Source organism: Aquabacterium soli (assembly GCF_003933735.1).
In the GTDB taxonomy this organism is placed as follows: Bacteria; Pseudomonadota; Gammaproteobacteria; order Burkholderiales; family Burkholderiaceae_C; genus Aquabacterium; species Aquabacterium soli.
Map to the genome: position 1 here is coordinate 24,320 of NZ_RSED01000003.1, position 19,607 is coordinate 43,926.

Sequence of the window (19,607 nt, forward strand, 5' to 3'; positions counted from 1 at the left end):
CTCGGCTAGAATCCTGAGCTGTTGCTGGAGTCGTGACCGAGAGGCCGAAGGTGCTCCCCTGCTAAGGGAGTATGTGGGCAAAACCTGCATCGAGGGTTCGAATCCCTCCGACTCCGCCAAATATGCAAAACGGACCCTTCGGGGTCCGTTTCTGCTTTCCGGGATGGCTTTTTCAGGCGTGCGGCGATGGCGATTGCTGCTGACGCCACGCCAGCGGCGACATGCCCGCCCAACGCCGGAACGCGCGCGAGAACGCGCTCTGCTCCGAATAACCCAGCAGCGTACCCACCTCTGCCAGCGTCAGGCGCTCATCACGCAGGTGCATCTCGGCCACCTGCCTCAGTGCGGCTTCCCGCAGATCCCGAAAGTTCAGGCCCTGTGCCGCCAGCCGCCGGTAGAACACGCGGGGTGACAGGCGCAGCTCTTGCGCCACGCGATCCAGCTCAGGCAGGCCTTGAGGGGCCAGGTGAGCGATCACACGCCGCGTCATCTCACCCAGGTCTCCGGCCTGGGGCAGTTGGGCCATGGCAGTGTCCACCTGCTGCTCCATCAGCCGCAGCAGGGTGGGGTCGGCCTGCCGCAGCGGCGCAGCCAGGCTGTGCAGCGGCAGCACCAGGCGCGTGACGGGCTGGCCGAAGCGCACCTTGCAGCCGAAGTAGCGCTCGTAAGGCCGCGCATCCCGCGGTGGCGGGTTGATGAAGTCAAGTGCGCTGACCTGCAGGCGCTGGCCGCACAGGTCACGCCCGATCTGCACGATGCCGGTGATGCCGGATTCGTCGTACAGCGCACCAGTGCGGCCGTGTGCCGCGCCCCAGCGCAGCTCCAGTTGCTCGCCGATCACACGAGGCTCGATCGGGTTGATGTCATTGACCAGCCGGTGGTAACGATGGATGCGGGCCAGTGCGGCGCCCAGGTTCTCGCAGGCCAGCAGCACATAGCCCAGGGCACCCAGGTGGGCCGGCTGGATGGCCTGCCCCAGGTGCAGACCGAGCAGGGGATCCTGCAGGCGTTCTGCGGCCTGCAACAACAGGCGGCAGTAGTCCTCGGCCGGCAGGCGGCTGAAGTGTTGCTCATCGCGGCTGACCAGGCGTTTGGCCAGCGGTGCGCCCAGCACCTCAACCGGTGCCACGCCACGCGATTCCAGGTGCAAGGCCAGCACGTGCACCAGGGTCAGCGGCACCATGCCGTGCACCGTGTCGCGCGCTTGGAGGCGCTCGGTCACGTGTTGGGGCAGTGATGCAGTGGACGAATACGAGGGCAGGCCGGGCATGGACGAAATTGTCAAATCCTCGGATGCTCGGGTCAAGACGGGATGACCCTGCCGGCTTACGCTTCGGTCCTCATCACCACAGGATCCGGCATGCCGCCCAGCCCTCTGACGCGCAGCATCTTCATCACGGGCGCAGCCGCCGGCATCGGGCGTGCGGTGGCTCATCGCTTTGCAATGGCCGGCTGGTTCGTTGGCCTGTATGACGTGGATGAAGCCGCCGTGCAGGCCTTGGCGCAGGACCTGGGCCCAACCCGCTGCCAGGCAGGACGCCTGGACGTGTCGCGCAGCGAAGACTGGGCGAAGCCGCTCGAAGCCTTCTGGCATGCGGCGGGCGAGCGGCTGGATGTGCTCTTCAACAACGCGGGCGTGGCGGTCACCTCGCCTTTCGAGGAGGCGGAGTTGACGCGCCATCATCGCCTGATCGACATCAACCTCAAGGGCGTGCTCAACGGCTGCCATGCCGCCTTGCCCTGGCTGCGCCGCACGCCGGGTGCGCGGGTGATCAACATGTGTTCGGCCTCGGCCCTGTATGGCCAGCCCTTGCTGTCAAGCTACTCGGCCACCAAGGCGGCCGTGCGCAGCTTCACCGAGGCGCTGGACATCGAATGGCAGCGCCATGGCATCCGCGTGGTCGATGTGCTGCCCCTGTTCGTCAACACGGCGATGGTGGCCGATGAGGTCAGCAAGATGAAGACGGTGCAGACCCTGGGCGTGCGCCTGAGCGCGGACGATGTGGCCCGGACCGTGTGGCGCTTGGCCTGCCGGGCCCCGCAGCGCATGCCCGTGCATTCGCCTGTGGGCTGGCAGACACGCCTGTTCTACCAGATGGGCAAGTGGTCGCCCGATGCCGTCAACCGCTTTGTCACGGCCCGCATGGCCGGTTTCTGAAAGATCTCGACAAGAACGATGAACATGATGCACACGACCACCCAGACTCTGCTGCCGGCAGGCATGCGTCCCCTGCCGGATTTTGATCGTGCGCGCGATGCCGCCAGTCCGCAAGACCGTCTGCGCGAGGTGCGCCTCCGCGCCCAGGCCCTGCGTGAGCGCATGCTGGCCGAGCCCGAGGTGCTGTTCTACCGGAGCTTCGACCTGATCCGCGCGCCGTATCCCACGTACTACGCGTTCACGGGCGTGTTCGCACAGCATGTGTTCAAGTTCCCGCTGGTGCACCTGCTCAACCGGCTGTTCGTGGTGCAGTACCTGGATCACGATGGTGAGTTGCGCACGCTGATGCTCTCCCCCACCGACCACGATGCCAACCGCGAGACGCCGTTCTTCAAGCGACTGGCGCGTGGCATCCCGCCGGCCCTCAACCGTGTCGTGGCGCCGCAGTACAACACGGTGGAGGGCGCCTTGGCCCAGTGCGGCATCGCTCCGGAGCAGGTCGATTACATCAGCTACGACCACCTCCACACGCAGGACGTGCGGCGCTGGCTGGGCGGGCAGGGCGGCCGTGGTTTCTTCCCGAACGCCCGCCTGCTGGTGCACCGGCAAGAGTGGGCCTCCACCCAGGCCCTGCTGCCCGTGCAGGCCGACTGGTACTGCCCTCAAGGCATCGCCGGCATCGCTTCTGACCGCGTGCTGTGTTTTGATGGCAGCCTGAGCCTCGGCCCGGGCCTGGCCTTGATCCACACCCCGGGCCACACCGAGGGCAACCACTCGATGGCCGCGCGTGTGCCCGATGGAATCCGGGTCACCAGCGAGAACGGCGTGGGCGTGGATTCGTACGCGCCGCTCAGTTCACGCATCAATGCCGTGCGCCGGTATGCACATGCCACGGGTGTCGAGGTGATCCTCAATGGCAACACGCTGGAGGGCAGCAACGAGCAGTACATCTCGATGGTGCTCGAAAAGACGCTGGCCGGGCCATCGGCCAATGCTGATTACCCCAACTGCGCCACATCGAGCGAGCGCACGCCGTTCTGGGCCTTCCCAGGCGATGTGGCCAGCCACCTGTTCGGCGAGGCGCATTTTGGCCAGGTGAGGCCGCGCATCAGCGGTTGATGCGACCACGGGGGCGTTTGCTCAGCGGTTGGCGGTCTGCAGCCAGCGCCGAAGATCGGCCGCACCCATGGCGCCACTCTGGCGCGCCACCTCACGCCCCCCCTTGAACAGGATCAGGGTAGGGATGCTGCGGATGCCATGCGCGCCGGCCGTTCGGGGCGCCGACTCGGTGTCCAGCTTGGCGAAGCGCACACCCGGCTCCTGCCCGGCGGCCTGTTCAAAGTGTGGCGCCATCATCTTGCACGGGCCGCACCACTCGGCCCAGAAATCCACCAGAACGGGCTGCTCCGTCTTGCTGATGTAGGCCTGGAAGCTGTCATCGGTCAGGGTCACCGGATGGGATGGGGTCAGGTCCGCTCCGCAGCGCCCACACACGGGCCCGTCGCCCAGACGTTCGTCCGGCACTCGGTTGGTTGCCTGGCAGGCGGGACAGACGAGGTTCATGGTGATGCCCTTCAGTTCAGGTGGTCCTGATTCACTTGATGGGGATGGCCGTGGCTTTGTCAACCGGCACCACGGTCACGCTGTTCTTGGGCGAGCCTTCGATCAGCTTGTCCGAGTAGCTGAGGTAGATCAGCACATTGCGCGCCGGGTCCACCATGCGCACCACCCGCAGTCGCTTGAACAGGATGGACAGGCGCTCGGTGAACACCTCTTCCTGCTGCTTCATGGGGCCGTTGAAGCTGATCGGTCCCACCTGCCTGCAGGCGATGGAGGCATCGGCCTTGTCTTCGGCCAGGCCGATGGCGCCCTTGATGCCGCCCGTGCGGGCGCGCGCCACATAGCAGGACACGCCCTTGACCTTGGGGTCGTCGTAGGCCTCGACCACGATCTTGTGGTCCGGGCCCAGCAGCTTGAACACCGTGTCGACCTCACCGACCTTCTGTGCATGCGCGCTCATCGACATGACGCAGATCAAACAAATCGAAGGCAGCAGTTTCTTCATCCAGGGCTCCGTTGGGGGTGTCGAAGCCATTGTGTCCCAGGGAAAAAGCCACTGCACGCCTGTCTTGAAATAGGTCCCGGCTAATCCTTCATGGATGCGCAGGGCGTTGACAAGCCGGCCCGCGGGCAGAAGATGCTCGGTCAGGGCCTGACCGGGCCCACTCAAGGAGCGAACAATGAAAGCGTATTTCGTGGGCGGCGGTATCGGATCACTGGCCGGCGCAGCCTTCATGGTGCGTGATGCCGGTGTGCCCGGCAGTGACATCACCATCTACGAGCAGTTGCCCTTGCTGGGCGGCAGCCTGGACGCGGTGGCCAAGACCGACGGTGGGTATTCGCTGCGCGGTGGCCGCATGCTCACCACCGACCACTATGAGTGCCTGTGGGATCTGCTCAAGACCATACCGTCCATCGAGCACGCGGGCCAGACGGTGTACGACGAGACCGTGCAGTTCAACGAAAAGAACGTGGCCCACTCACGTGCACGCCTGGTCGATCACAACCGGTTCAAGCTGGATGTGAGCACCATGGGCTTCAGCATGGCCGACCGCCTGGAGCTGCTCAAGCTGTCCGAAGCCAGCGAAGAGACGCTGGGCACCAGCCGCATCACCGACTGGTTGTCGCCGCCGTTCTTCCAGAGCAACTTCTGGTTCATGTGGCAGACCACGTTCGCCTTCCAGCCCTGGCACAGCGCGGTGGAGCTCAAGCGTTACCTGCACCGTTTCATGAACGAGTACCCTCGCATCGAGACCCTGGCCGGGGTCAAGCGCACGGTCTACAACCAGTACGACTCTATCGTTCGGCCCCTGGTGCGCTGGCTGGAAGGCCATGGCGTGAACTTCGTGCATGGCACCCAGGTCACCGATGTCGACACACGCGACGACGCTGGCGGGAAACTCTGCGTCACGGCGCTGCATCTCCGGCAGGGTGGGGCGCTCCGCACGGTGGCCATCGCCGAGGATGACCTGGTTTTTCTGCAGAACGGCTCGATGACCGATGCGTCCACCACGGGCTCGATGAGTACGCCGCCGGCACACCACACCAAGGCAGACAGCGGCGGCTGGGCGCTCTGGGAAAAGCTGGCCCGGTTGCGCCCGGATTTCGGCAATCCGGCGGCCTTCAACACCAGCATCCCTGAAAGCTATTGGGCCTCCTTCACCGTCACCTGCCACACGCCCGACTTCTTCGATGCGATGGAAGCGTTCTCTGGCAACAAGGCGGGCACCGGCGGCTTGGTCACCTTCAAGGATTCGAACTGGCTGATGTCGGTGGTGCTGTACCACCAGCCGCACTTCATCGGCCAGGCGCCAGGTGAGTTCGTGTTCTGGGGTTACGGCCTGCGACCCGACCGCATCGGTGACTTCGTGGCCAAGTCGCTCTCGGACTGCGACGGGGGCGAGATCCTGCAAGAGCTGTGCGGCCACCTGAACTTCGACCGCCAGGTGTTCGACGGAGCCGTGTGCATCCCCTGTCGCATGCCTTACATCACCAGCATGTTCATGCCCCGCGCTGAAAGCGATCGCCCTTTGCCGGTGCCTGCCAGCTCCAAAAACCTGGCCTTCATCAGCCAGTTCGTCGAGATCCCCGGCGATGTGGTGTTCACCGTCGAGTACTCGGTGCGGGCGGCTCAAACAGCCGTTTACCAGTTGCTGAAGGTGGACCGGCCGATCCCCGCGATCACACGGCACGACCACGCTCTCAAGGTGATCCTCGATTCGGTGCTCAAGTCGTTCGCCTGATGAACTGACGGCATCCTCGTTCCAGATCTGCAGGCCCTCGGCGCATGAGCGTCGGGGGCCTATTGATTTGCAACCGTTGGCCGATAACCCTGTTGGAACCTGCGGCGATCCAGCAGCTGTGACGCATGTGCGTCAGCGGCACCACGGTTCCTTGTCCTGAAAACCGTTTTGTGAACCAAACCAGGCTTTCGACGGCACCCGTCGACCATCCCGGCCATCGCCGCCACCGGGATGCCCCCTCCCGCCGCGAAGGCGGCAGCTCTGTGCTGCCGCCTTCGATCGATGCGCCTTTGCCGACCCGCAAGGGTGCGGCGCATCCGCCCGTGCGAGGCTCACTGGAAGACCTTGCGGTGCGTGGCCACCCCTGGCTGTGGTTTCCTCGTGCCCTGGAGGCCCAGTTCAACGAGGAAACCCTGGCGGTGCGCCGGCGTTTCCTGCTGATCTGCTGCCTGTTGGGGATGCTGGGCATCTGGTTCGGGACGACGCAGGCTCGCCTGGCCATGCCGGACATCACCTCGCGCTCGCTCCACCTGGTCGACACCTATCTGGGTGTGCTCGTCGCTTGCGTTGCTGCCGTGATGATCACGCCACGTGCCTGGCGCCGGGTCTGGCATTTCGAAAGCGTGGTGTTTCTGTGCGCCACGGGTTTGAACCTGATCATGATCTGGGCTGCCAGCAACAGCCGGGCAGATGGCGCCTACACGCAAAGCGCCATGGTGATCGGGCCGGTGATGTTCGTGTGCATCGCGGCCCGCCTTCGCTTCGCGTGGTCGCTGGTGTGTGCGCTGGTGACCTTGCTGGGCTACATGCTGGCCATGCGCGGCCACACACCTGCGCAGCAAACCGTGATCGACAGCATCATCAAGCTGCAGGTGCTGAGCTACGCCTATGCCGTGGTGGCCAGCTACACGCTGGAGTACCGTGAGCGTCGCAACTGGGTGCTGCGCAAGCTCCAGGAGCAGCACCGGGGGGCCCTCCAGGCGGCCTCCGAGCGTCTGCGCCACCTTTCGGTGCGCGACCCACTGACCGGCCTGTACAACCGTCGGCAGTTCGATGGCGACCTGATGGCCGCCTGCCAGGCTGCCGCGGCCTCTGGTGAGCCCCTGGCGCTGCTGATGCTGGATGTAGACCACTTCAAGCGGTACAACGATGCCTACGGCCACCCGGCGGGTGATGCCTGCCTGGTGCGTGTGGCCCATGTGCTGGCCCGCGTGGCGGAGGCCCATGGCGGCACCGCAGCCAGGCTGGGTGGGGAAGAGTTCGCACTGGTGCTGCATGGCCGCCATGGTCCCGGGGCCCGTGCCGTCGCGCAGGCCTTGTGCGAAGCCGTGCGAGCCGAGGCGATCGAGCACGGTGCCTCGGCCACAGGTCCCCACGTGACGGTCAGTGTCGGGGTGGCGCTGGCCACGGGGGCAGGTGGCGCACAGCCGCAGGCCTTGCTCGGCACCGCAGACCGTGCCCTGTACCAGGCCAAGGACGAAGGACGTGACCGCATCGTCCTGATGCCGGTGGACGCAGAAGCTCGGCCCCGGCTGGAGCAGCCCGCGGATGACGCTGTGGGTGTCGATGCAGGTGCTCCTGCTGAGCCCGCCGAGAGCCCCTACCTGCGTGCCATCGACAAAGGCTTGTGGGGGCTGCGCTTCGATGGTGACCTGGAGCGCCGCTACCGCAAGCACGATCTCGATGATCGCCGCAAGCTGCTCGGCCTGACGGTCATGGTCGGCATGGTGCTCTACAACCTGTACCTGTTCATCAGCCAGGACATGTTTCCCGACATCAGCGCGACGGTGCTTCAGACGCAGATCGGTTTGAGCGCCTTCCTGGTGGCGGTGGCATGGCCCGTCTACTCACGCAAGCGCCTGGCCCCGATGTTGTACGAAGGGGTGTTCTGTGGCGGTACGTCGCTGGTTGCCATCGTGTTTGCCTGCGTCCTGTCGCAAAGCCGGGAAACGACCACCCTGGCCTACATCATCTGCCTGGTGCTGGTGCCCATGTTCTCGGGCGTCGGCGCACGTCAGCCGTTCCGCTACACCTGCGTGCCAGCTGTCATCACGGTGGTGGCCGTGGTGCTGTTCTTCAAGCCGGTCGGGCCCATGCAGGAGATGGTGTATTCGCGAAGCGTCCTGCAGATCTTCAACATCACGGTGTTCACGCTGATCCTGTCATACTCGCTGGAGCTTGGCGCGAGGCGGACCTGGCTGCTCGGGCAGATCGACCGGCTGCAGAGCGAAGCCTTGCACCAAACCACCGAGCGCCTGCGTTGCCTGTCGGTGCAGGACCCGTTGACCGGTCTGCCCAACCGCCGCCAGTTCGAAACCGATCTGTTGCGACTGTGGCGCGAAGGTGCCCAGGATCATCACCCTGTCGGGTTGCTCATCGTCGACGTGGACTTTTTCAAGCTCTACAACGATGGTTATGGCCACCCCGAAGGTGACCGCTGCCTGCAGCGTCTGGGCGGCGTGCTGCGCGAGGTGGCCAAAAGGCACGCCTGCCTGGTCGCCCGCCTGGGCGGTGAGGAGTTCGCCTTGTTGCTGCCCGGAGGCACGGCAGCAGAGGCGCAGGCCCTGGGGCAGGCCGTGTGCCAACGTGTCCGCGAGGCCGCTGTCGAGCACCGGCATTCCCGCGTGGCCAGGCACGTGACCGTGAGCATCGGTGCCGCCAGCCTGTGGCCTCGGCGGATTGCCGATCGCCATCAACTGCTCAAGGTGGCGGACAAGGCCTTGTACAAGGCCAAGACAGCCGGACGTGACAGGGTGTCCGTGGTGGATGAGGAGCGGGGGCAGGCAGTATCGAGCAGGGACCTGACGGGCGGGCCTGCGGCTTCTGCCGCCAGCGCCTGAGCGCCTGCAACGGGCCTCAGGCTTCTACCGCTTGGTTCTCGCTGCGCCTGTCGCCCGCCTCAGGCGGCGGCCACCTTGAACACGGCCACGGCCTCCACCAACTGGCGGGCCTGGTTCTTGAGCTGTTCTGCGGCCGCGGCCCCTTCTTCCACCAGCGCGGCGTTTTGCTGCGTGGTGCGGTCCATCTGGGACACGGCCTCACCGATCTGCGCCATGCCGGTGCTTTGTTCGGTGTTGGCGCTGCTGATCTCGCCCATGATCTGCGTGACGCGCTCGATGGCCGTCACCACTTCGCTCATGGTCGCCCCTGCACGGTCCACCAGCGCGCTGCCGGCTTCCACGCGCTCTACGCTGGTGCCGATCAGGGCCTTGATCTCACGGGCTGCGGTGGCACTGCGTTGCGCCAGGATGCGCACCTCGCCGGCCACCACCGCAAACCCGCGGCCCTGGTCACCTGCACGTGCAGCTTCCACGGCGGCGTTCAGTGCCAGGATGTTGGTCTGAAAGGCGATGCCGTCGATCACGCTGATGATGTCGACGATGCGGCGCGAGCTGTCATTGATGCCGCGCATGGTTTCGACCACTTCGCCAACCACCTCACCCCCCTTCAGCGCGACGGCGCTGGCGCCTTTGGCCAGCGTGTCGGCTTCGCGGGCGTTCTCGGCGTTGTGCTTGACCGTGGCGCTGATCTCTTCCATGGAGGCGGCCGTTTCCTGCAGGGCGCTGGCCTGCTGTTCGGTGCGGTTGGCCAGGTCGTTGTTGCCCAGCGAGATCTCCACACTCGCCGTGGCCACGCTTTCGGCGTTCTGGCGCACGCCCCGCACGATGCTGGACAGCTTGCCCTGCATCTCGCGCAGAGCGCCCAGCAGTTCTGCCACCTCGTCCCGCCCCTGCACGTGGATGGAGCGCGTCAGGTCGCCTTCAGCAACGGCGCGAGACAGGCCCACCGCATGGTCGATGGGCTTGACGATGGCACGGCTGACCACCACGCCAAAGACCACGCCCACCACGCTCACCACCAGCATGACCACCAGGCTGAGCACGGTGGCACGGCTGGCGTCGCGTGTGGCTTGCTCTGCGATGTCGGCGCTGTCGGCCGCGATGCGCTGGCTTGCTTCCGCCAGGAACTTGCTCGGTTCACGGTCCATGCCCTTGACGGCCTGGTCGCCCACCGACGCCTGGTAGCCGCTGGCCTTGAACTGCTCGAAAGCCCCCCGGTAGGATTGGCCCATCTTGGCGTGCGCCTCGATGAACTGGCCCATCAGGGTCTTGCTGCGCCCGGGCGGCAATTGGCCGTTGAGCGTGGTGGCCTTTTGTGCCACATCACGCTCGCTGTCCTGGAAGGCCTTCCAGTAGCGGCTCAGCTGTTCGGGGTCCTGCCCACGGATCAGGGTGTTTTTCCACTCCTGCACCTGGGTCTTGAACTGGTTCTCGATCTTCGCCATGGCCCGCTCGTGGGCGACATGGGTCTGAACATCGGTGCCGTACAAATGGAGCGATTGGTTGAGCTGGTGGATGCCGAACAGCGCGGCGGCCAGGACCAGCAGCAGCATGCCCGCAAAGGCGAGCGGGAGTTTGAGGCGGAGTTTCATGAGCGTGCAAGCACCGGGGTTGGGGCCACCGGGTGTTTGGCGCGCAGGCCTGCCTGCCGTCCGATGGCCCGAGACGGCGGAGCACAACGTTTTTTCGGCTCAGAACCGGAAAACTTGAAAGAACTTGCACCTCGTTGTAGGTCTCGGTAGATTGCCCATTCAGGCACCCCGCTTCACCGCCCGGCGCGGCTGGTTGCTCATCGGCGCGCGACCCAGTAGACAGCGCCCTGCGGGCCATACCGTTCTTCGTGCTGCTCGTTGGCGGCCAGCACGAAGCGGTCGCCCGGCACCAGATGGCGTGTCTCGCCGTTGACCGTCAGCCACATCTCGCCTTCACGACCAGCGCGTGGGCTTCGAAGGGGTGGCCATGCGAATCCACGATCTGGCCAGGGGCCCATGTCCGCTCGACCACCTCGCTGAAGCCTTCGGCCCGCGCGGCCTGCTCGAACATCTCGTAAGTCGGGTGCATGGTTTTGCTCCTCGGAGAAGGGTTCAGCGCGCCACATGGGGCGACACCACCTGGGTGACCCAGTCCAGCATGGCCCGCACGCGCAGGGGAACATGGCGCCGATGGGCATACAGCAATGACACTGGCAGCGGGGGCGCCGCCAGCTTGGGCAGCACCTGCAGCAGCGTACCGGCATCGATGTGCCGCTGCATGCCCAGCATGGGCGCCTGGATCATGCCCAGGCCGGCCAGGCAGGCGGCGTGGTAAGCATCGGTGCCATTGACGACCACGTTGCAACGCATCGGCAGGCGTTTGGCCACGCCCTTGTCCAGGTAGTCCCAGGCCGCGCCCTGCAGGCCGAGTTTGTCAGCATAGTGCACCACACGGTGTGCGGCCAGATCGGCCAGGGAGCGTGGTGTGCCGTGCCGCTTCAGGTAGTCGGGGCTGGCCACATTGACTTGCGGCAGTTCGCCCAGGCGGCGCACCACCAGGTCCGAATCGACCAGGGCGCCGATACGCAGCACGCAGTCGAATCCCTCCCGTACCAGGTCCACGCGGCGATCTGTCGTGCTGATGCCGATCTCGAGTTGAGGATGCGCGGCCAGGAACTCAGGCAGACGAGGAATGACGAGATCGCGCGCCAGCCCGTTGGGCAGGTCGATGCGCAAGCGACCCCTCAGGCCGCTGCCTGCAGGCTGGAACAGCGTCTGCAGCTCGTCGGCTTCGCGCAGCAGCTCGGCGGCCCGCGCCATGAACTGTTCGCCGTCAGGGCTCAGGCGCACGCTGCGGGTGGTGCGCTGCAGCAGGCGCGTGCCCAGGCCAGCCTCCAGCCGCGTCACCGCATCCGACACCCGGCCCTTGGCCATGCCCAGTTGCTCGGCAGCGCGGGTGAAGCTGCTCAGCTCTGCCACGCGAACGAAGATGCGCAGGGTGTCGAGGTCCATGAGGTTGATTGTTCCTTGAAAAGGAACAGTCTGGCCGTTTCAGGCCACTTTATCCGAAGGCAATGGCTGCCTACAGTCTCTTCATCGCAACGGCTTCAGCCTTCAGGAGAACCCCATGACCGCTTCCAACGCCACCGTCACCACGCCTGCCCGCATCGCCTTGATCACAGGCGGCAGTCGCGGACTCGGCCGCAACACGGCCCTGCACCTGGCCCGACAGGGCACCGACGTGGTCCTCACCTACAAGGGCCATGAGGCTGATGCCCTGGCTGTCGTGCGCGAGATCGAAGCGCTGGGCCGCCAGGGCGTGGCCCTGCAGCTCGACATGGGCGACAGCGCTGGCTTCAAGGGCTTCGCCGAACGCGTCAAGGCCGTGCTGTCCAGCCAGTGGCAACGCGAGCACTTCGACTACCTTGTCAACAACGCCGGAACGGGCGTGCATGCGGCCTTTGCCGACACCACCGAGGCGCAGTTCGACGAGCTCGTCAACGTGCACCTCAAGGGCACTTTCTTCCTGACGCAAAAGCTGTTGCCCCTGATCGCCGATGGGGGCCGCATCGTCAACACCTCCAGTGGTTTGGCGCGCTTCAGCCTGCCAGGCTATGCGGCCTACGCTGCGATGAAGGGTGGCATCGAGGTGCTCACGCGCTACATGGCCAAGGAGCTGGGCGCGCGCCGCATCGCTGTCAACACCATCGCCCCGGGCGCCATCGAAACGGATTTCGGCGGCGGCGCGGTGCGTGACAACCAGCAGCTCAACACGCAGATCGCCGGTCTCACCGCCATGGGGCGGGTGGGCCTGCCCGACGACATCGGGGGCGCCGTGGCGGCGCTGCTGTCCGAGGGCAACGGCTGGATGACCGGCCAGCGGGTGGAAGTGTCGGGCGGGATGATGCTTTGAGTCGGGCAACGCGGGGGCGGTGTTGCTGCCTCAGAGCTTGCCCAGTTCCACCTTGAAGGCGTTGTAGTACTTCGAGAAGTTCTCCATGTAGCCCACCAGGGCCTTCACGTTGGTGTCGCCCATGCCGGGGTACATGCCGCCGGCTTTGGGGATGACATTCATCAGGTTCATGGTGATCTTCAGGCTGTCCAGCTCGAACTGCTTGCTGGAGGCCAGGTGCTTGGCGAGTGCCTTGGTGCGAAACGCCTTGGCATCGGCATAGGCGGACAGCTTCTTTGCGTCGGAGCCTTCCTTGTAGAGCGTCTCCAGGTCCTTGGTGACGGATTTGACATCCTTGAGCAGCTTGGTCAGGGGCGTGGCCACGCCGTCCTTGAGCCGCTTGTTGAAATCCTTGTCGGTCGAACCGGCGATCTGTGTCACCCAGGCCTTGACGGCGTTGGGGCCCCGCTTGGCGATGTTGCCGAGCTGGTCCTGCAGGTTGTCGACGCCTGACAGCGCGCTCTTGATCCTGTCTTCATCCTTGGGGTTCATCGCAGTCATCCTTGACAGCTGGGGCAGTGAGGGAGGGCGCCCGCCGCGGGCTTCACGGCAGGCACTCGGATGAACAAATTCTTGCACCAAGCAGGCGCGTATTGACGATGCCGCAGCCTGCGGATCGGTACGGTCCAATTGGACTGTCCCCCGCGGTTTTGTCCGGTTATCCATCGCCTTGCCATGGTCTGCCTGTGCTTCCTACGATGTTCACATCGACATCCAATGGAGCACCGCATGGAAACGCAGGAACTGCACCGAGGCCGCCTCATCGACCACCTTCAACTGGTGGTGCGTGACCTTGACGCCAGCCGTGCCTTCTACGGGGCTGTCCTCGATGTGCTTGGGGTGCCGATCGGTGGTTCGGGCGATGGCTACTTCTGGGCCGATGAGCTGTTCGTATCGACTGCCGACAGCGTGGCGGCGCAAGGTCACCTGACCGGGCGGCACCATCTGGCATTCCAGGCTGGTGACGAAGCCACGGTGCAGGCGTTCCACCGGGCCGCGCTGGCCCACGGCGGCCGGGACAACGGCGCCCCCGGTCCGCGGCCCTACCACCCGGGCTATTACGCCGCTTTCGTGCTCGATCCGGACGGCAACAACGTCGAAGCCGTGTTCCACGGGGCCGCAAACCGGAGCGCCGCTTCTGTGAAGATCACTTTCTGACGCCCCGGACGCTTCCGTCTCCAGCGACGGTAGCAAATCGAAACGATTCTCCCCCTTCAGAGGGGGCGCCTGAGCGCGGATTCGCCGTTAAGGTGTGGCCCTTGGGGGCCGGTGATCACGGTACCCCGCAGCAATACCAGATTGAGGCTCAGGGGCGCCACCATGGGACAGAACCGCATTTCACTTTCCAATGAAGACTACGCAGAGGTCGACGCCGCCCTCGATGCGTTGGAGAGTTCACTGGCCGTGTTGACGCATCTGTCCTTGCAGGAACGCCGTGCCCTGCCCAAGATGGCCGAGAAGTCGGAAGACTTCTGTCGACGCACCTTGACGGTCCTCTCACAAAACCCGCAGATCGTCCCGCCCGGGCTCGATGTGGCGCAAGCCCAGCGCGGTCTGGAGCAGTTGGGTGCACTGCGCGTGCGCACGGCGCGCTTGCGCCGTCTGCTGGGCCGGGCCGAGGATTCCGAGATGGCCGTGGGCAGCGAGGTGATGAATGCCTCGCTGGAGGGCTATGCCTTGCTCAAGGTGCTGGGATGGGGCCCAGGGCTGGATGCCCTGTGCGAGGACATTGGCGCGCGCTTTTACCGCACGCCACGCCAGCCACGGTCAGACGTGGCGGCGCCGATGCAGGATCAGTGAGTGTGCGAAGCCCGCCACAGCGCGGCGGCTTTGCCTTTCGTCCCGCCTCGCTCAGCCCTCAATGACCCTTTGAAGCAGGTCTCGGTGTCGGGTTGCCGGCCGCGCGTGGCCGTGCTCCCGTACCCGGTCCAGCAGCAACCCGTCGATCGCCATCACCAACAGGGGCGCCACCGCCTCTGCGTGGGCCACACCGGCGCGCTGTAAAGCAGCCAGCGCCACCTGCAGGAAGTGCGCCCTGTGCGCGTCGAGGATGGCGGCCAGTTCCGGCTCTCGTGAGGCCAGCAGGAACAGCTCGAAACGCGCCACGAGCCGCCCGCGCTTGGGGGCTGACAACCAGTCGTCGATCCGGTGCTCCAGCAGGTCCAGCAGATGGTGGGTTGACCACTGTGCATCTTGCATCCGCTCTGCATCGAGTGCCAGATCCGCCAGATCCAGCTCAGCGTGGCGTTGCAGGGCCAGGCGAAGCAGGTCCAGGCGCGAGCGGCAATAGAACGATGTCGACCCTGTGGGGATACGTGCCTGCGCATCCACGGCCCGGTGGGTCAGTCCGCGCGCGCCCACGCTGCCCAGCAGGGAGATGGCCGCGTCGGCGATGAGGGTCTTGCGTTCTTGTTCCATGAAGGGCGCAGGTAAGGGTTTTCGAGGTATTTTTGCATTCTCTACAAATGTAGAGTCACGCCACTCTACAGGCGTAGATCATAAACATGCGAAAGGCTCGGCCATGGCGTTCCTGTTCAATCATCCTCTCACCCGGCCTCGTACCGGGCTGTGCCAGCTTCTGGCTTCAACGGTGATCCGGCTGCTGCCGCTTGCGGTTGCATGGGTGGCCGTGCCAGGCGTTGCGCTGGCCCAGTCGGTGGTTGCCTCAAGCAGTTTCGCTGTCAAGGACGTGCGTCCCGAGGGCTACAGCTGGTTCTGGGACAACGCGGACGAACGGCTGTTCAAGGGCGCCAATCTGGAGAACCGCAGTTTTCGTTGGCTGCAGGCACCAGCCACACCCCAGCACCTGGGCTACTCCGCAGGCGCCCGTTATGAGGCCGCGTCCTTCTTCGGCGGTGCGCTGCACAAGGTGGTTGTCAGCTACCTGGATCCGGCCACGCAGCAGGGACGCGTGGCCTCCGACAACTTCCTGGGCAGCAAGCCCTACAGCTTCCTGGCGGCGGAGGTGTCCATCGATGGCAAGCCGCCCTTCACGGTGCTGGTGCAGTACAACGCAGTGGGCGAAGGCTACGGCGACAGCCAGTTCCGCATCGATGTCACTGCCGCCGCCGACCCAGCCCTGGCACAGGCCTATGTGAACCACCTGGGCCGCACGCTGCGTGGCTTGAAGCCCGACCTGATGAACGCACTCAATGAGCGCTACTTCAACGGTGTGCTCAAGACGCGTGGCTACTACAGCTACGGCAAGGTGGACAAGAACCTCAACGTGACTTTGACCATCGTGCAGGAGATCCGCGGCATCACGCCCGAGATGCTGTCCTGGTGGTGGGACCACATCGGCAACACCGAGCGGTACCGCCTGTGGCAGCCGATGGACCACGTGCATTTCGAGTGGACCGTGCCGCCCAACAGCCCGGACATGCTCTACGACGTCGGCGCGGTGCAGAAGGTCAAGGAGTACGTGGGCAAGTCCGCCTGGACGCTCACCATCGCGGGGGCAGACCCGCATGCAGCGCCGTTGCCGCCCGTGGCCATCACCGATCCGGGCTTCTTCTACGCCCGCACCAACCTCTCGCTGCTGCAGAGCGTGCTGCCGAGCAATTCGCTGGTGCACCAGTGGAAGCCCAATCCCAGCGGCGACGGGGTGGTGCTGACCAGCACCTTCGTGAACACCGCCCTGGCGCTGGTGCTCAACACCAACTTCTTCAATGACCTGGGCTCGCATGCGCTGCGCGAGTTCCAGATGCTGCCGTACTTCCTGCCGCGCCTGTACCGGCGCGAGCAGCTGGGGGAGTGAGCGGGCGGGCCGGGCATGGCCGGCCCGCGGTCAACCGCTGAAGCCGCCCTGATCCAGGAAGGCCTGTTCGTCTGGCGTGGTGGTGCGGCCCAGCAGGGCGTTGCGGTGCGGGAAGCGGCCGAAGCGCTGGATGATGTCGCGGTGCCCGCGTGCGAACCGGGCCGCGTCGCCGCCCAGCGGGGCTTGCAGGCTCACGGCCAAATCCTGGTCAGCCAGGTCTTCCGAATGTGAGAAGGGCAGGTGGAAGAAGGTGCGCAGGCCTGCCGCGATGCGGTCGGGGTGGCCGGCCGCCAGCGCGGCACGCGCCACCTCGCGTGCCTTGGCATCGGTCTCGTACATGCGTGAACTGCCCCGGAAGGCATTGCGCGGAAACTGGTCCAGCAGGATCAACAAGGCGAGCGCCCCTTCTGCAGTGCTGGCCCAGTCGGCCAGTTCGCCCTGTGCGGCGCGTTGGTGCAAGGCCATGAAGCGTTCACTGAACCGGCGGTCGAAGCCCGCGTCGTGGCTGAACCAGTGAGGTTCTGCCTCACGCCAGAACTGCACGACATCGGATGCCTGGTCTGCCATGGGTGTTTCCTTCTGGACAGTCTTGTCGACGATCAAGCCAGCGTCTTGGGCGGGTTGCCCGATTCGGGCGGCCCGCCGCGGTGTGACTTGGTCCAGCTGTAATCAACGGGCAACTCGTCGCTCACACCGGGCTTGCCGACGTTGTCACCCAATTCTGAGTTGAGCACCACATGGTGGTTCAGGGCTTGGCCACTGGCGTCCTTGTCCTTGCGGCGCGCCTCGGCAAAGGCCAGGGCGGGCAACAACTGCTCATCGGTGAAGGCCTCGACGAAGGGGCGGCCTTGGGACATCCAGTAGACGACGATGCTCATGGGGTGGGGAGGTGGCGGCTCGAGATGCGTCAGTGTAGTGCGGGCAGACCTACAGGCACTGCCCTACAGGGCCCTCAGCCTTGGCTGACAGACGGGGTGAGCGCGCTGGCTGACCATCTCGTAATCATCCACTTACCGGGAGTGCCCCATGAGCACCGTGACGTCACCCGTCCACCCAGCGTACAGCACGCATGTCCTGCCCACCGATGCCACGGCACCGGCCACGTCCCTGGCTACCCTGAGCGCCGTGTCCTGGGGCGCCGTGTTTGCCGGCGCCGCCGGCGCCGCAGCGTTGTCGCTGATCCTATTGATCCTGGGCACCGGCCTTGGGCTGGCGGCGTTTTCGCCGTGGACGGGGGCGGGTGTGTCCGCCACCACCTTCGGTGTCACGGCCATCCTGTGGGTGACGCTGACCCAATTGGCAGCCTCAGGCCTGGGTGGCTATCTCGCCGGCCGGCTGCGCACCAAGTGGACAGGGCTGCACACCGATGAAACCTACTTCCGTGACACGGCCCATGGCTTCCTGGCCTGGTCGGTGGCTTCTCTGGCCACCGCGGCCGTGCTGACGGGCACCATCGGCGCGATCCTGGGCCAGGGCGCCCAGGTGGCGGCAGACCGTCCTGTGGTCACGCAAGGCCGTGCGGCCGATGGCTACTTCATCGACACCCTGTTCCGCCCGGATCCTGCGCGTGGCGCCGTCATCGTGGCCACCCCGGCGCCTGATGCCGAAGCGGCCCGCATCTTCGCCAAAGGCTTGCGCGAAGGCGCGCTGCTGGACGAGGACGTCCGTTACCTGGGCCAGGTGGTGGCGCAGCGCACGGGCCTGACCCAGCCGGTGGCCGAGCGCCGTGTGACCGATACCTTCGAGCGCACCAAGCAAGCCGCTGACAAGGCCGCCCAGGCCACGGCCCACGCTTCGCTGTGGATGTTCATCTCGCTGCTGGCAGGCGCCTTCGTGGCCAGCTGGTTCGCGACCTACGGTGGGCGCCGGCGCGATCTGTGATCGCCTCGTCGAGCCAACCGATCCATTCATTCATTGATTTTCCAAGGAGACCGCCATGCCTGCTCTGCTGCTCTGGTTGCTGGGTGTACCCCTGCCCATCATCATCATCCTCGCGCTGATCCTCTGATCAACGCATGCCACCCTCCACCGCCCGCAAAGGCCAGGCACCGGGCCACCATTCCCGGGATGTGTTCCGCCAGCGCTTCATGCAGCGTTTCACCGACCCGGCCTTTCAGGCCGAGCGGGCGTCGCTGGACCGGCTGGAAGCCATCGCCTGGCAAGCCTACGAAGAGGGGCGCAAAGCCCCCATCACGCAGCGGGCGGGGGAGGGGTTCGCAGACCCTGATTACGAATTGTCGGTGGAGTGGGTCGAGGCACGGCAGCGCCTGTTGGCGGCGCAGGCGCGGTGGGCACGGCCCGATACGCCGCCCCGTGTGCTGCTGGTGTCCTGCTCTGCCCGCAACGATGGTTCATGCCCCGGCGAGATCGCCAAGACCTACCGCCTTGCCAAGATCGCACGGGAGGCGATGGACCAGGCGGGCATCGAAACCGACCTGCTGGACCTGAGCCTGCTGACCTCCGATTACGACCGCCACATCCACCCCTGCAAAGGCTGTGCATCGACTGCGATGCCCTTGTGCCATTGGCCCTGCAGCTGCTATCCCAACCACAGCCTGGGGCAGACCGGCGACTGGATGAACGAGATCTATGAGCGGTGGGTGTCAGCGCACGGCGTGCTGTTGCTGACACCGGTGTACTGGTACCAGGCCACCAGCCCGCTCAAGCTCATGATCGATCGTTTGGTGTGCGCCGATGGCGGCAATCCGGACCCCACCAGCACCCATGGCAAGAAGGCCCTTGAGGCCAAGGCGATGGAGCTCGATGGCTGGTCTTACCCCAAGCACCTGGCAGGCCGTGCCTACGGCGTGGTGGTGCATGGTGATGTGGCGGGCATCGAAGGTGTGCGCCGTTCATTGTCGGACTGGCTGGAGTGGATGGGGCTGGTGAATGCCGGACACCGCAGCCGCCTGGACCGGTTCATCGGCTACTACGAACCGTATGCCACCAGCCATGACACGCTGGATGCCGACCTTGATGTTCAGGAAGAAGTGCGCAACGCCGCCAGGGCGGTGGCCCGGGCGGTGCTCGCGTTGAGAGCGGGGCAACTTGTCAGGCCTGACGAGGCCTTGAAGGAGCCGAGACCGAAGTGAGACCGGTGGTGTCTTGAATGCCTGAAGGCGCGA

At 65.5% G+C, this 19,607-nt stretch carries 21 protein-coding genes and 1 tRNA gene; 11 read left to right on the forward strand and 11 right to left on the reverse strand.

All coding sequences use genetic code 11. From position 1 onward, the window contains the following. Positions 1–26 precede the first annotated feature (26 nt). Positions 27–119 (forward strand) — tRNA-Ser (locus EIP75_RS04045). A gap of 53 nt (positions 120–172) precedes the next feature. Here the strand turns inward: EIP75_RS04045 and EIP75_RS04050 are convergent. Then, positions 173–1,270 carry an AraC family transcriptional regulator gene (locus EIP75_RS04050; RefSeq protein WP_158622735.1) on the reverse strand — a complete coding sequence of 366 codons (1,098 nt, stop codon included), beginning with the start codon at positions 1,268–1,270 and terminating at the stop codon, positions 173–175. A 90-nt stretch (positions 1,271–1,360) separates the two neighbouring features. On the opposite strand from EIP75_RS04050, the gene EIP75_RS04055 reads away from it, so the two are divergent. Continuing rightward, on the forward strand, positions 1,361–2,158 hold the full coding sequence (locus EIP75_RS04055; RefSeq protein ID WP_199758490.1) for an SDR family oxidoreductase: 798 nt from the start codon (positions 1,361–1,363) through the stop codon (positions 2,156–2,158). 24 nt (positions 2,159–2,182) lie between these two features. Beyond that, the gene (locus EIP75_RS04060; protein WP_233584670.1) at positions 2,183–3,277 is read left to right on the forward strand and encodes an MBL fold metallo-hydrolase; all 1,095 of its coding nucleotides are present in this window, start codon (positions 2,183–2,185) and stop codon (positions 3,275–3,277) included. Positions 3,278–3,298: 21 nt separating this feature from the next. Here the strand turns inward: EIP75_RS04060 and trxC are convergent, their stop codons facing one another. Both trxC and EIP75_RS04070 read right to left on the reverse strand, forming a co-directional pair. After that, complete coding sequence (trxC, locus tag EIP75_RS04065) at positions 3,299–3,721, reverse strand: thioredoxin TrxC (protein ID WP_125241964.1); 423 nt, start codon at positions 3,719–3,721, stop codon at positions 3,299–3,301. A gap of 31 nt (positions 3,722–3,752) precedes the next feature. Continuing rightward, positions 3,753–4,223 (reverse strand): CreA family protein, encoded by a 471-nt coding sequence (locus tag EIP75_RS04070; protein WP_125241965.1) that lies wholly within the window; start codon positions 4,221–4,223, stop codon positions 3,753–3,755. A 175-nt stretch (positions 4,224–4,398) separates the two neighbouring features. On the opposite strand from EIP75_RS04070, the gene EIP75_RS04075 reads away from it, so the two are divergent. Both EIP75_RS04075 and EIP75_RS04080 read left to right on the forward strand, forming a co-directional pair. Further along, positions 4,399–5,961, forward strand: a complete 1,563-nt coding sequence (locus EIP75_RS04075; protein WP_125241966.1) for an oleate hydratase — start codon at positions 4,399–4,401, stop codon at positions 5,959–5,961. Between the two features lie 263 nt (positions 5,962–6,224). Then, on the forward strand, positions 6,225–8,801 hold the full coding sequence (locus EIP75_RS04080) for a GGDEF domain-containing protein (RefSeq protein ID WP_158622736.1): 2,577 nt from the start codon (positions 6,225–6,227) through the stop codon (positions 8,799–8,801). Positions 8,802–8,860: 59 nt separating this feature from the next. Here the strand turns inward: EIP75_RS04080 and EIP75_RS04085 are convergent, their stop codons facing one another. From EIP75_RS04085 to EIP75_RS04095, 4 genes are all read right to left on the reverse strand, one after another. Further along, positions 8,861–10,393, reverse strand: coding sequence for a methyl-accepting chemotaxis protein (locus EIP75_RS04085; protein WP_125241968.1), 1,533 nt, complete (start codon positions 10,391–10,393; stop codon positions 8,861–8,863). Between the two features lie 197 nt (positions 10,394–10,590). After that, on the reverse strand, positions 10,591–10,719 hold the full coding sequence (locus tag EIP75_RS24950; RefSeq protein ID WP_338014897.1) for a hypothetical protein: 129 nt from the start codon (positions 10,717–10,719) through the stop codon (positions 10,591–10,593). After that, complete coding sequence (locus tag EIP75_RS24955; RefSeq protein ID WP_338014898.1) at positions 10,710–10,862, reverse strand: hypothetical protein; 153 nt, start codon at positions 10,860–10,862, stop codon at positions 10,710–10,712. Before EIP75_RS24955 ends, EIP75_RS24950 begins: the two co-directional genes overlap by 10 nt. A 23-nt stretch (positions 10,863–10,885) precedes the next feature. Further along, the gene (locus EIP75_RS04095; RefSeq protein WP_125241969.1) at positions 10,886–11,785 is read right to left on the reverse strand and encodes a LysR family transcriptional regulator; all 900 of its coding nucleotides are present in this window, start codon (positions 11,783–11,785) and stop codon (positions 10,886–10,888) included. Positions 11,786–11,900: 115 nt separating this feature from the next. On the opposite strand from EIP75_RS04095, the gene EIP75_RS04100 reads away from it, so the two are divergent. Beyond that, complete coding sequence (locus EIP75_RS04100) at positions 11,901–12,686, forward strand: SDR family NAD(P)-dependent oxidoreductase (protein ID WP_125241970.1); 786 nt, start codon at positions 11,901–11,903, stop codon at positions 12,684–12,686. 30 nt (positions 12,687–12,716) lie between these two features. Here the strand turns inward: EIP75_RS04100 and EIP75_RS04105 are convergent, their stop codons facing one another. After that, entirely contained in the window at positions 12,717–13,217 is a 501-nt protein-coding gene (locus EIP75_RS04105; RefSeq protein WP_125241971.1) for a hypothetical protein, read from the reverse strand. Positions 13,218–13,454: 237 nt separating this feature from the next. On the opposite strand from EIP75_RS04105, the gene EIP75_RS04110 reads away from it, so the two are divergent. Together EIP75_RS04110 and EIP75_RS04115 are read left to right on the forward strand one after the other, a co-directional pair. Next, positions 13,455–13,883 carry a VOC family protein gene (locus EIP75_RS04110; protein ID WP_125241972.1) on the forward strand — a complete coding sequence of 143 codons (429 nt, stop codon included), beginning with the start codon at positions 13,455–13,457 and terminating at the stop codon, positions 13,881–13,883. A 162-nt stretch (positions 13,884–14,045) separates the two neighbouring features. Then, positions 14,046–14,525, forward strand: coding sequence for a hypothetical protein (locus EIP75_RS04115; protein ID WP_125241973.1), 480 nt, complete (start codon positions 14,046–14,048; stop codon positions 14,523–14,525). Between the two features lie 51 nt (positions 14,526–14,576). Here EIP75_RS04115 and EIP75_RS04120 read toward each other — a convergent pair whose 3' ends face one another. Then, positions 14,577–15,143, reverse strand: coding sequence for a TetR/AcrR family transcriptional regulator (locus EIP75_RS04120; protein ID WP_125241974.1), 567 nt, complete (start codon positions 15,141–15,143; stop codon positions 14,577–14,579). A gap of 103 nt (positions 15,144–15,246) precedes the next feature. On the opposite strand from EIP75_RS04120, the gene EIP75_RS04125 reads away from it, so the two are divergent. Then, positions 15,247–16,482 carry a DAPG hydrolase family protein gene (locus tag EIP75_RS04125; protein ID WP_125241975.1) on the forward strand — a complete coding sequence of 412 codons (1,236 nt, stop codon included), beginning with the start codon at positions 15,247–15,249 and terminating at the stop codon, positions 16,480–16,482. Positions 16,483–16,512: 30 nt separating this feature from the next. Here EIP75_RS04125 and EIP75_RS04130 read toward each other — a convergent pair whose 3' ends face one another. Both EIP75_RS04130 and EIP75_RS04135 read right to left on the reverse strand, forming a co-directional pair. Next, positions 16,513–17,049 carry a DUF924 family protein gene (locus EIP75_RS04130; RefSeq protein WP_125241976.1) on the reverse strand — a complete coding sequence of 179 codons (537 nt, stop codon included), beginning with the start codon at positions 17,047–17,049 and terminating at the stop codon, positions 16,513–16,515. A gap of 32 nt (positions 17,050–17,081) precedes the next feature. Further along, positions 17,082–17,360, reverse strand: a complete 279-nt coding sequence (locus tag EIP75_RS04135) for a hypothetical protein (RefSeq protein WP_125241977.1) — start codon at positions 17,358–17,360, stop codon at positions 17,082–17,084. Positions 17,361–17,508: 148 nt separating this feature from the next. On the opposite strand from EIP75_RS04135, the gene EIP75_RS04140 reads away from it, so the two are divergent. Together EIP75_RS04140 and EIP75_RS04145 are read left to right on the forward strand one after the other, a co-directional pair. After that, positions 17,509–18,363, forward strand: coding sequence for a hypothetical protein (locus tag EIP75_RS04140; protein WP_233584671.1), 855 nt, complete (start codon positions 17,509–17,511; stop codon positions 18,361–18,363). A gap of 134 nt (positions 18,364–18,497) precedes the next feature. Next, complete coding sequence (locus EIP75_RS04145) at positions 18,498–19,574, forward strand: flavodoxin family protein (RefSeq protein WP_125241978.1); 1,077 nt, start codon at positions 18,498–18,500, stop codon at positions 19,572–19,574. Positions 19,575–19,607 lie beyond the last annotated feature (33 nt).

Excerpts from the sequence above, each read along its gene's own strand:
- EIP75_RS04050 (WP_158622735.1), bottom strand. The coding sequence starts at position 1,270 with ATGCCCGGCCTGCCCTCGTATTCGTCCACTGCATCACTGCCCCAACAC.
- EIP75_RS04055 (WP_199758490.1), top strand. The coding sequence starts at position 1,361 with ATGCCGCCCAGCCCTCTGACGCGCAGCATCTTCATCACGGGCGCAGCC.
- EIP75_RS04060 (WP_233584670.1), top strand. The coding sequence starts at position 2,183 with ATGATGCACACGACCACCCAGACTCTGCTGCCGGCAGGCATGCGTCCC.
- trxC (WP_125241964.1), bottom strand. The coding sequence starts at position 3,721 with ATGAACCTCGTCTGTCCCGCCTGCCAGGCAACCAACCGAGTGCCGGAC.
- EIP75_RS04070 (WP_125241965.1), bottom strand. The coding sequence starts at position 4,223 with ATGAAGAAACTGCTGCCTTCGATTTGTTTGATCTGCGTCATGTCGATG.
- EIP75_RS04075 (WP_125241966.1), top strand. The coding sequence starts at position 4,399 with ATGAAAGCGTATTTCGTGGGCGGCGGTATCGGATCACTGGCCGGCGCA.
- EIP75_RS04085 (WP_125241968.1), bottom strand. The coding sequence starts at position 10,393 with ATGAAACTCCGCCTCAAACTCCCGCTCGCCTTTGCGGGCATGCTGCTG.
- EIP75_RS24950 (WP_338014897.1), bottom strand. The coding sequence starts at position 10,719 with ATGTGGCTGACGGTCAACGGCGAGACACGCCATCTGGTGCCGGGCGAC.
- EIP75_RS24955 (WP_338014898.1), bottom strand. The coding sequence starts at position 10,862 with ATGCACCCGACTTACGAGATGTTCGAGCAGGCCGCGCGGGCCGAAGGC.
- EIP75_RS04095 (WP_125241969.1), bottom strand. The coding sequence starts at position 11,785 with ATGGACCTCGACACCCTGCGCATCTTCGTTCGCGTGGCAGAGCTGAGC.
- EIP75_RS04100 (WP_125241970.1), top strand. The coding sequence starts at position 11,901 with ATGACCGCTTCCAACGCCACCGTCACCACGCCTGCCCGCATCGCCTTG.
- EIP75_RS04105 (WP_125241971.1), bottom strand. The coding sequence starts at position 13,217 with ATGAACCCCAAGGATGAAGACAGGATCAAGAGCGCGCTGTCAGGCGTC.
- EIP75_RS04110 (WP_125241972.1), top strand. The coding sequence starts at position 13,455 with ATGGAAACGCAGGAACTGCACCGAGGCCGCCTCATCGACCACCTTCAA.
- EIP75_RS04115 (WP_125241973.1), top strand. The coding sequence starts at position 14,046 with ATGGGACAGAACCGCATTTCACTTTCCAATGAAGACTACGCAGAGGTC.
- EIP75_RS04120 (WP_125241974.1), bottom strand. The coding sequence starts at position 15,143 with ATGGAACAAGAACGCAAGACCCTCATCGCCGACGCGGCCATCTCCCTG.
- EIP75_RS04125 (WP_125241975.1), top strand. The coding sequence starts at position 15,247 with ATGGCGTTCCTGTTCAATCATCCTCTCACCCGGCCTCGTACCGGGCTG.
- EIP75_RS04130 (WP_125241976.1), bottom strand. The coding sequence starts at position 17,049 with ATGGCAGACCAGGCATCCGATGTCGTGCAGTTCTGGCGTGAGGCAGAA.
- EIP75_RS04135 (WP_125241977.1), bottom strand. The coding sequence starts at position 17,360 with ATGAGCATCGTCGTCTACTGGATGTCCCAAGGCCGCCCCTTCGTCGAG.
- EIP75_RS04140 (WP_233584671.1), top strand. The coding sequence starts at position 17,509 with ATGAGCACCGTGACGTCACCCGTCCACCCAGCGTACAGCACGCATGTC.
- EIP75_RS04145 (WP_125241978.1), top strand. The coding sequence starts at position 18,498 with ATGCCACCCTCCACCGCCCGCAAAGGCCAGGCACCGGGCCACCATTCC.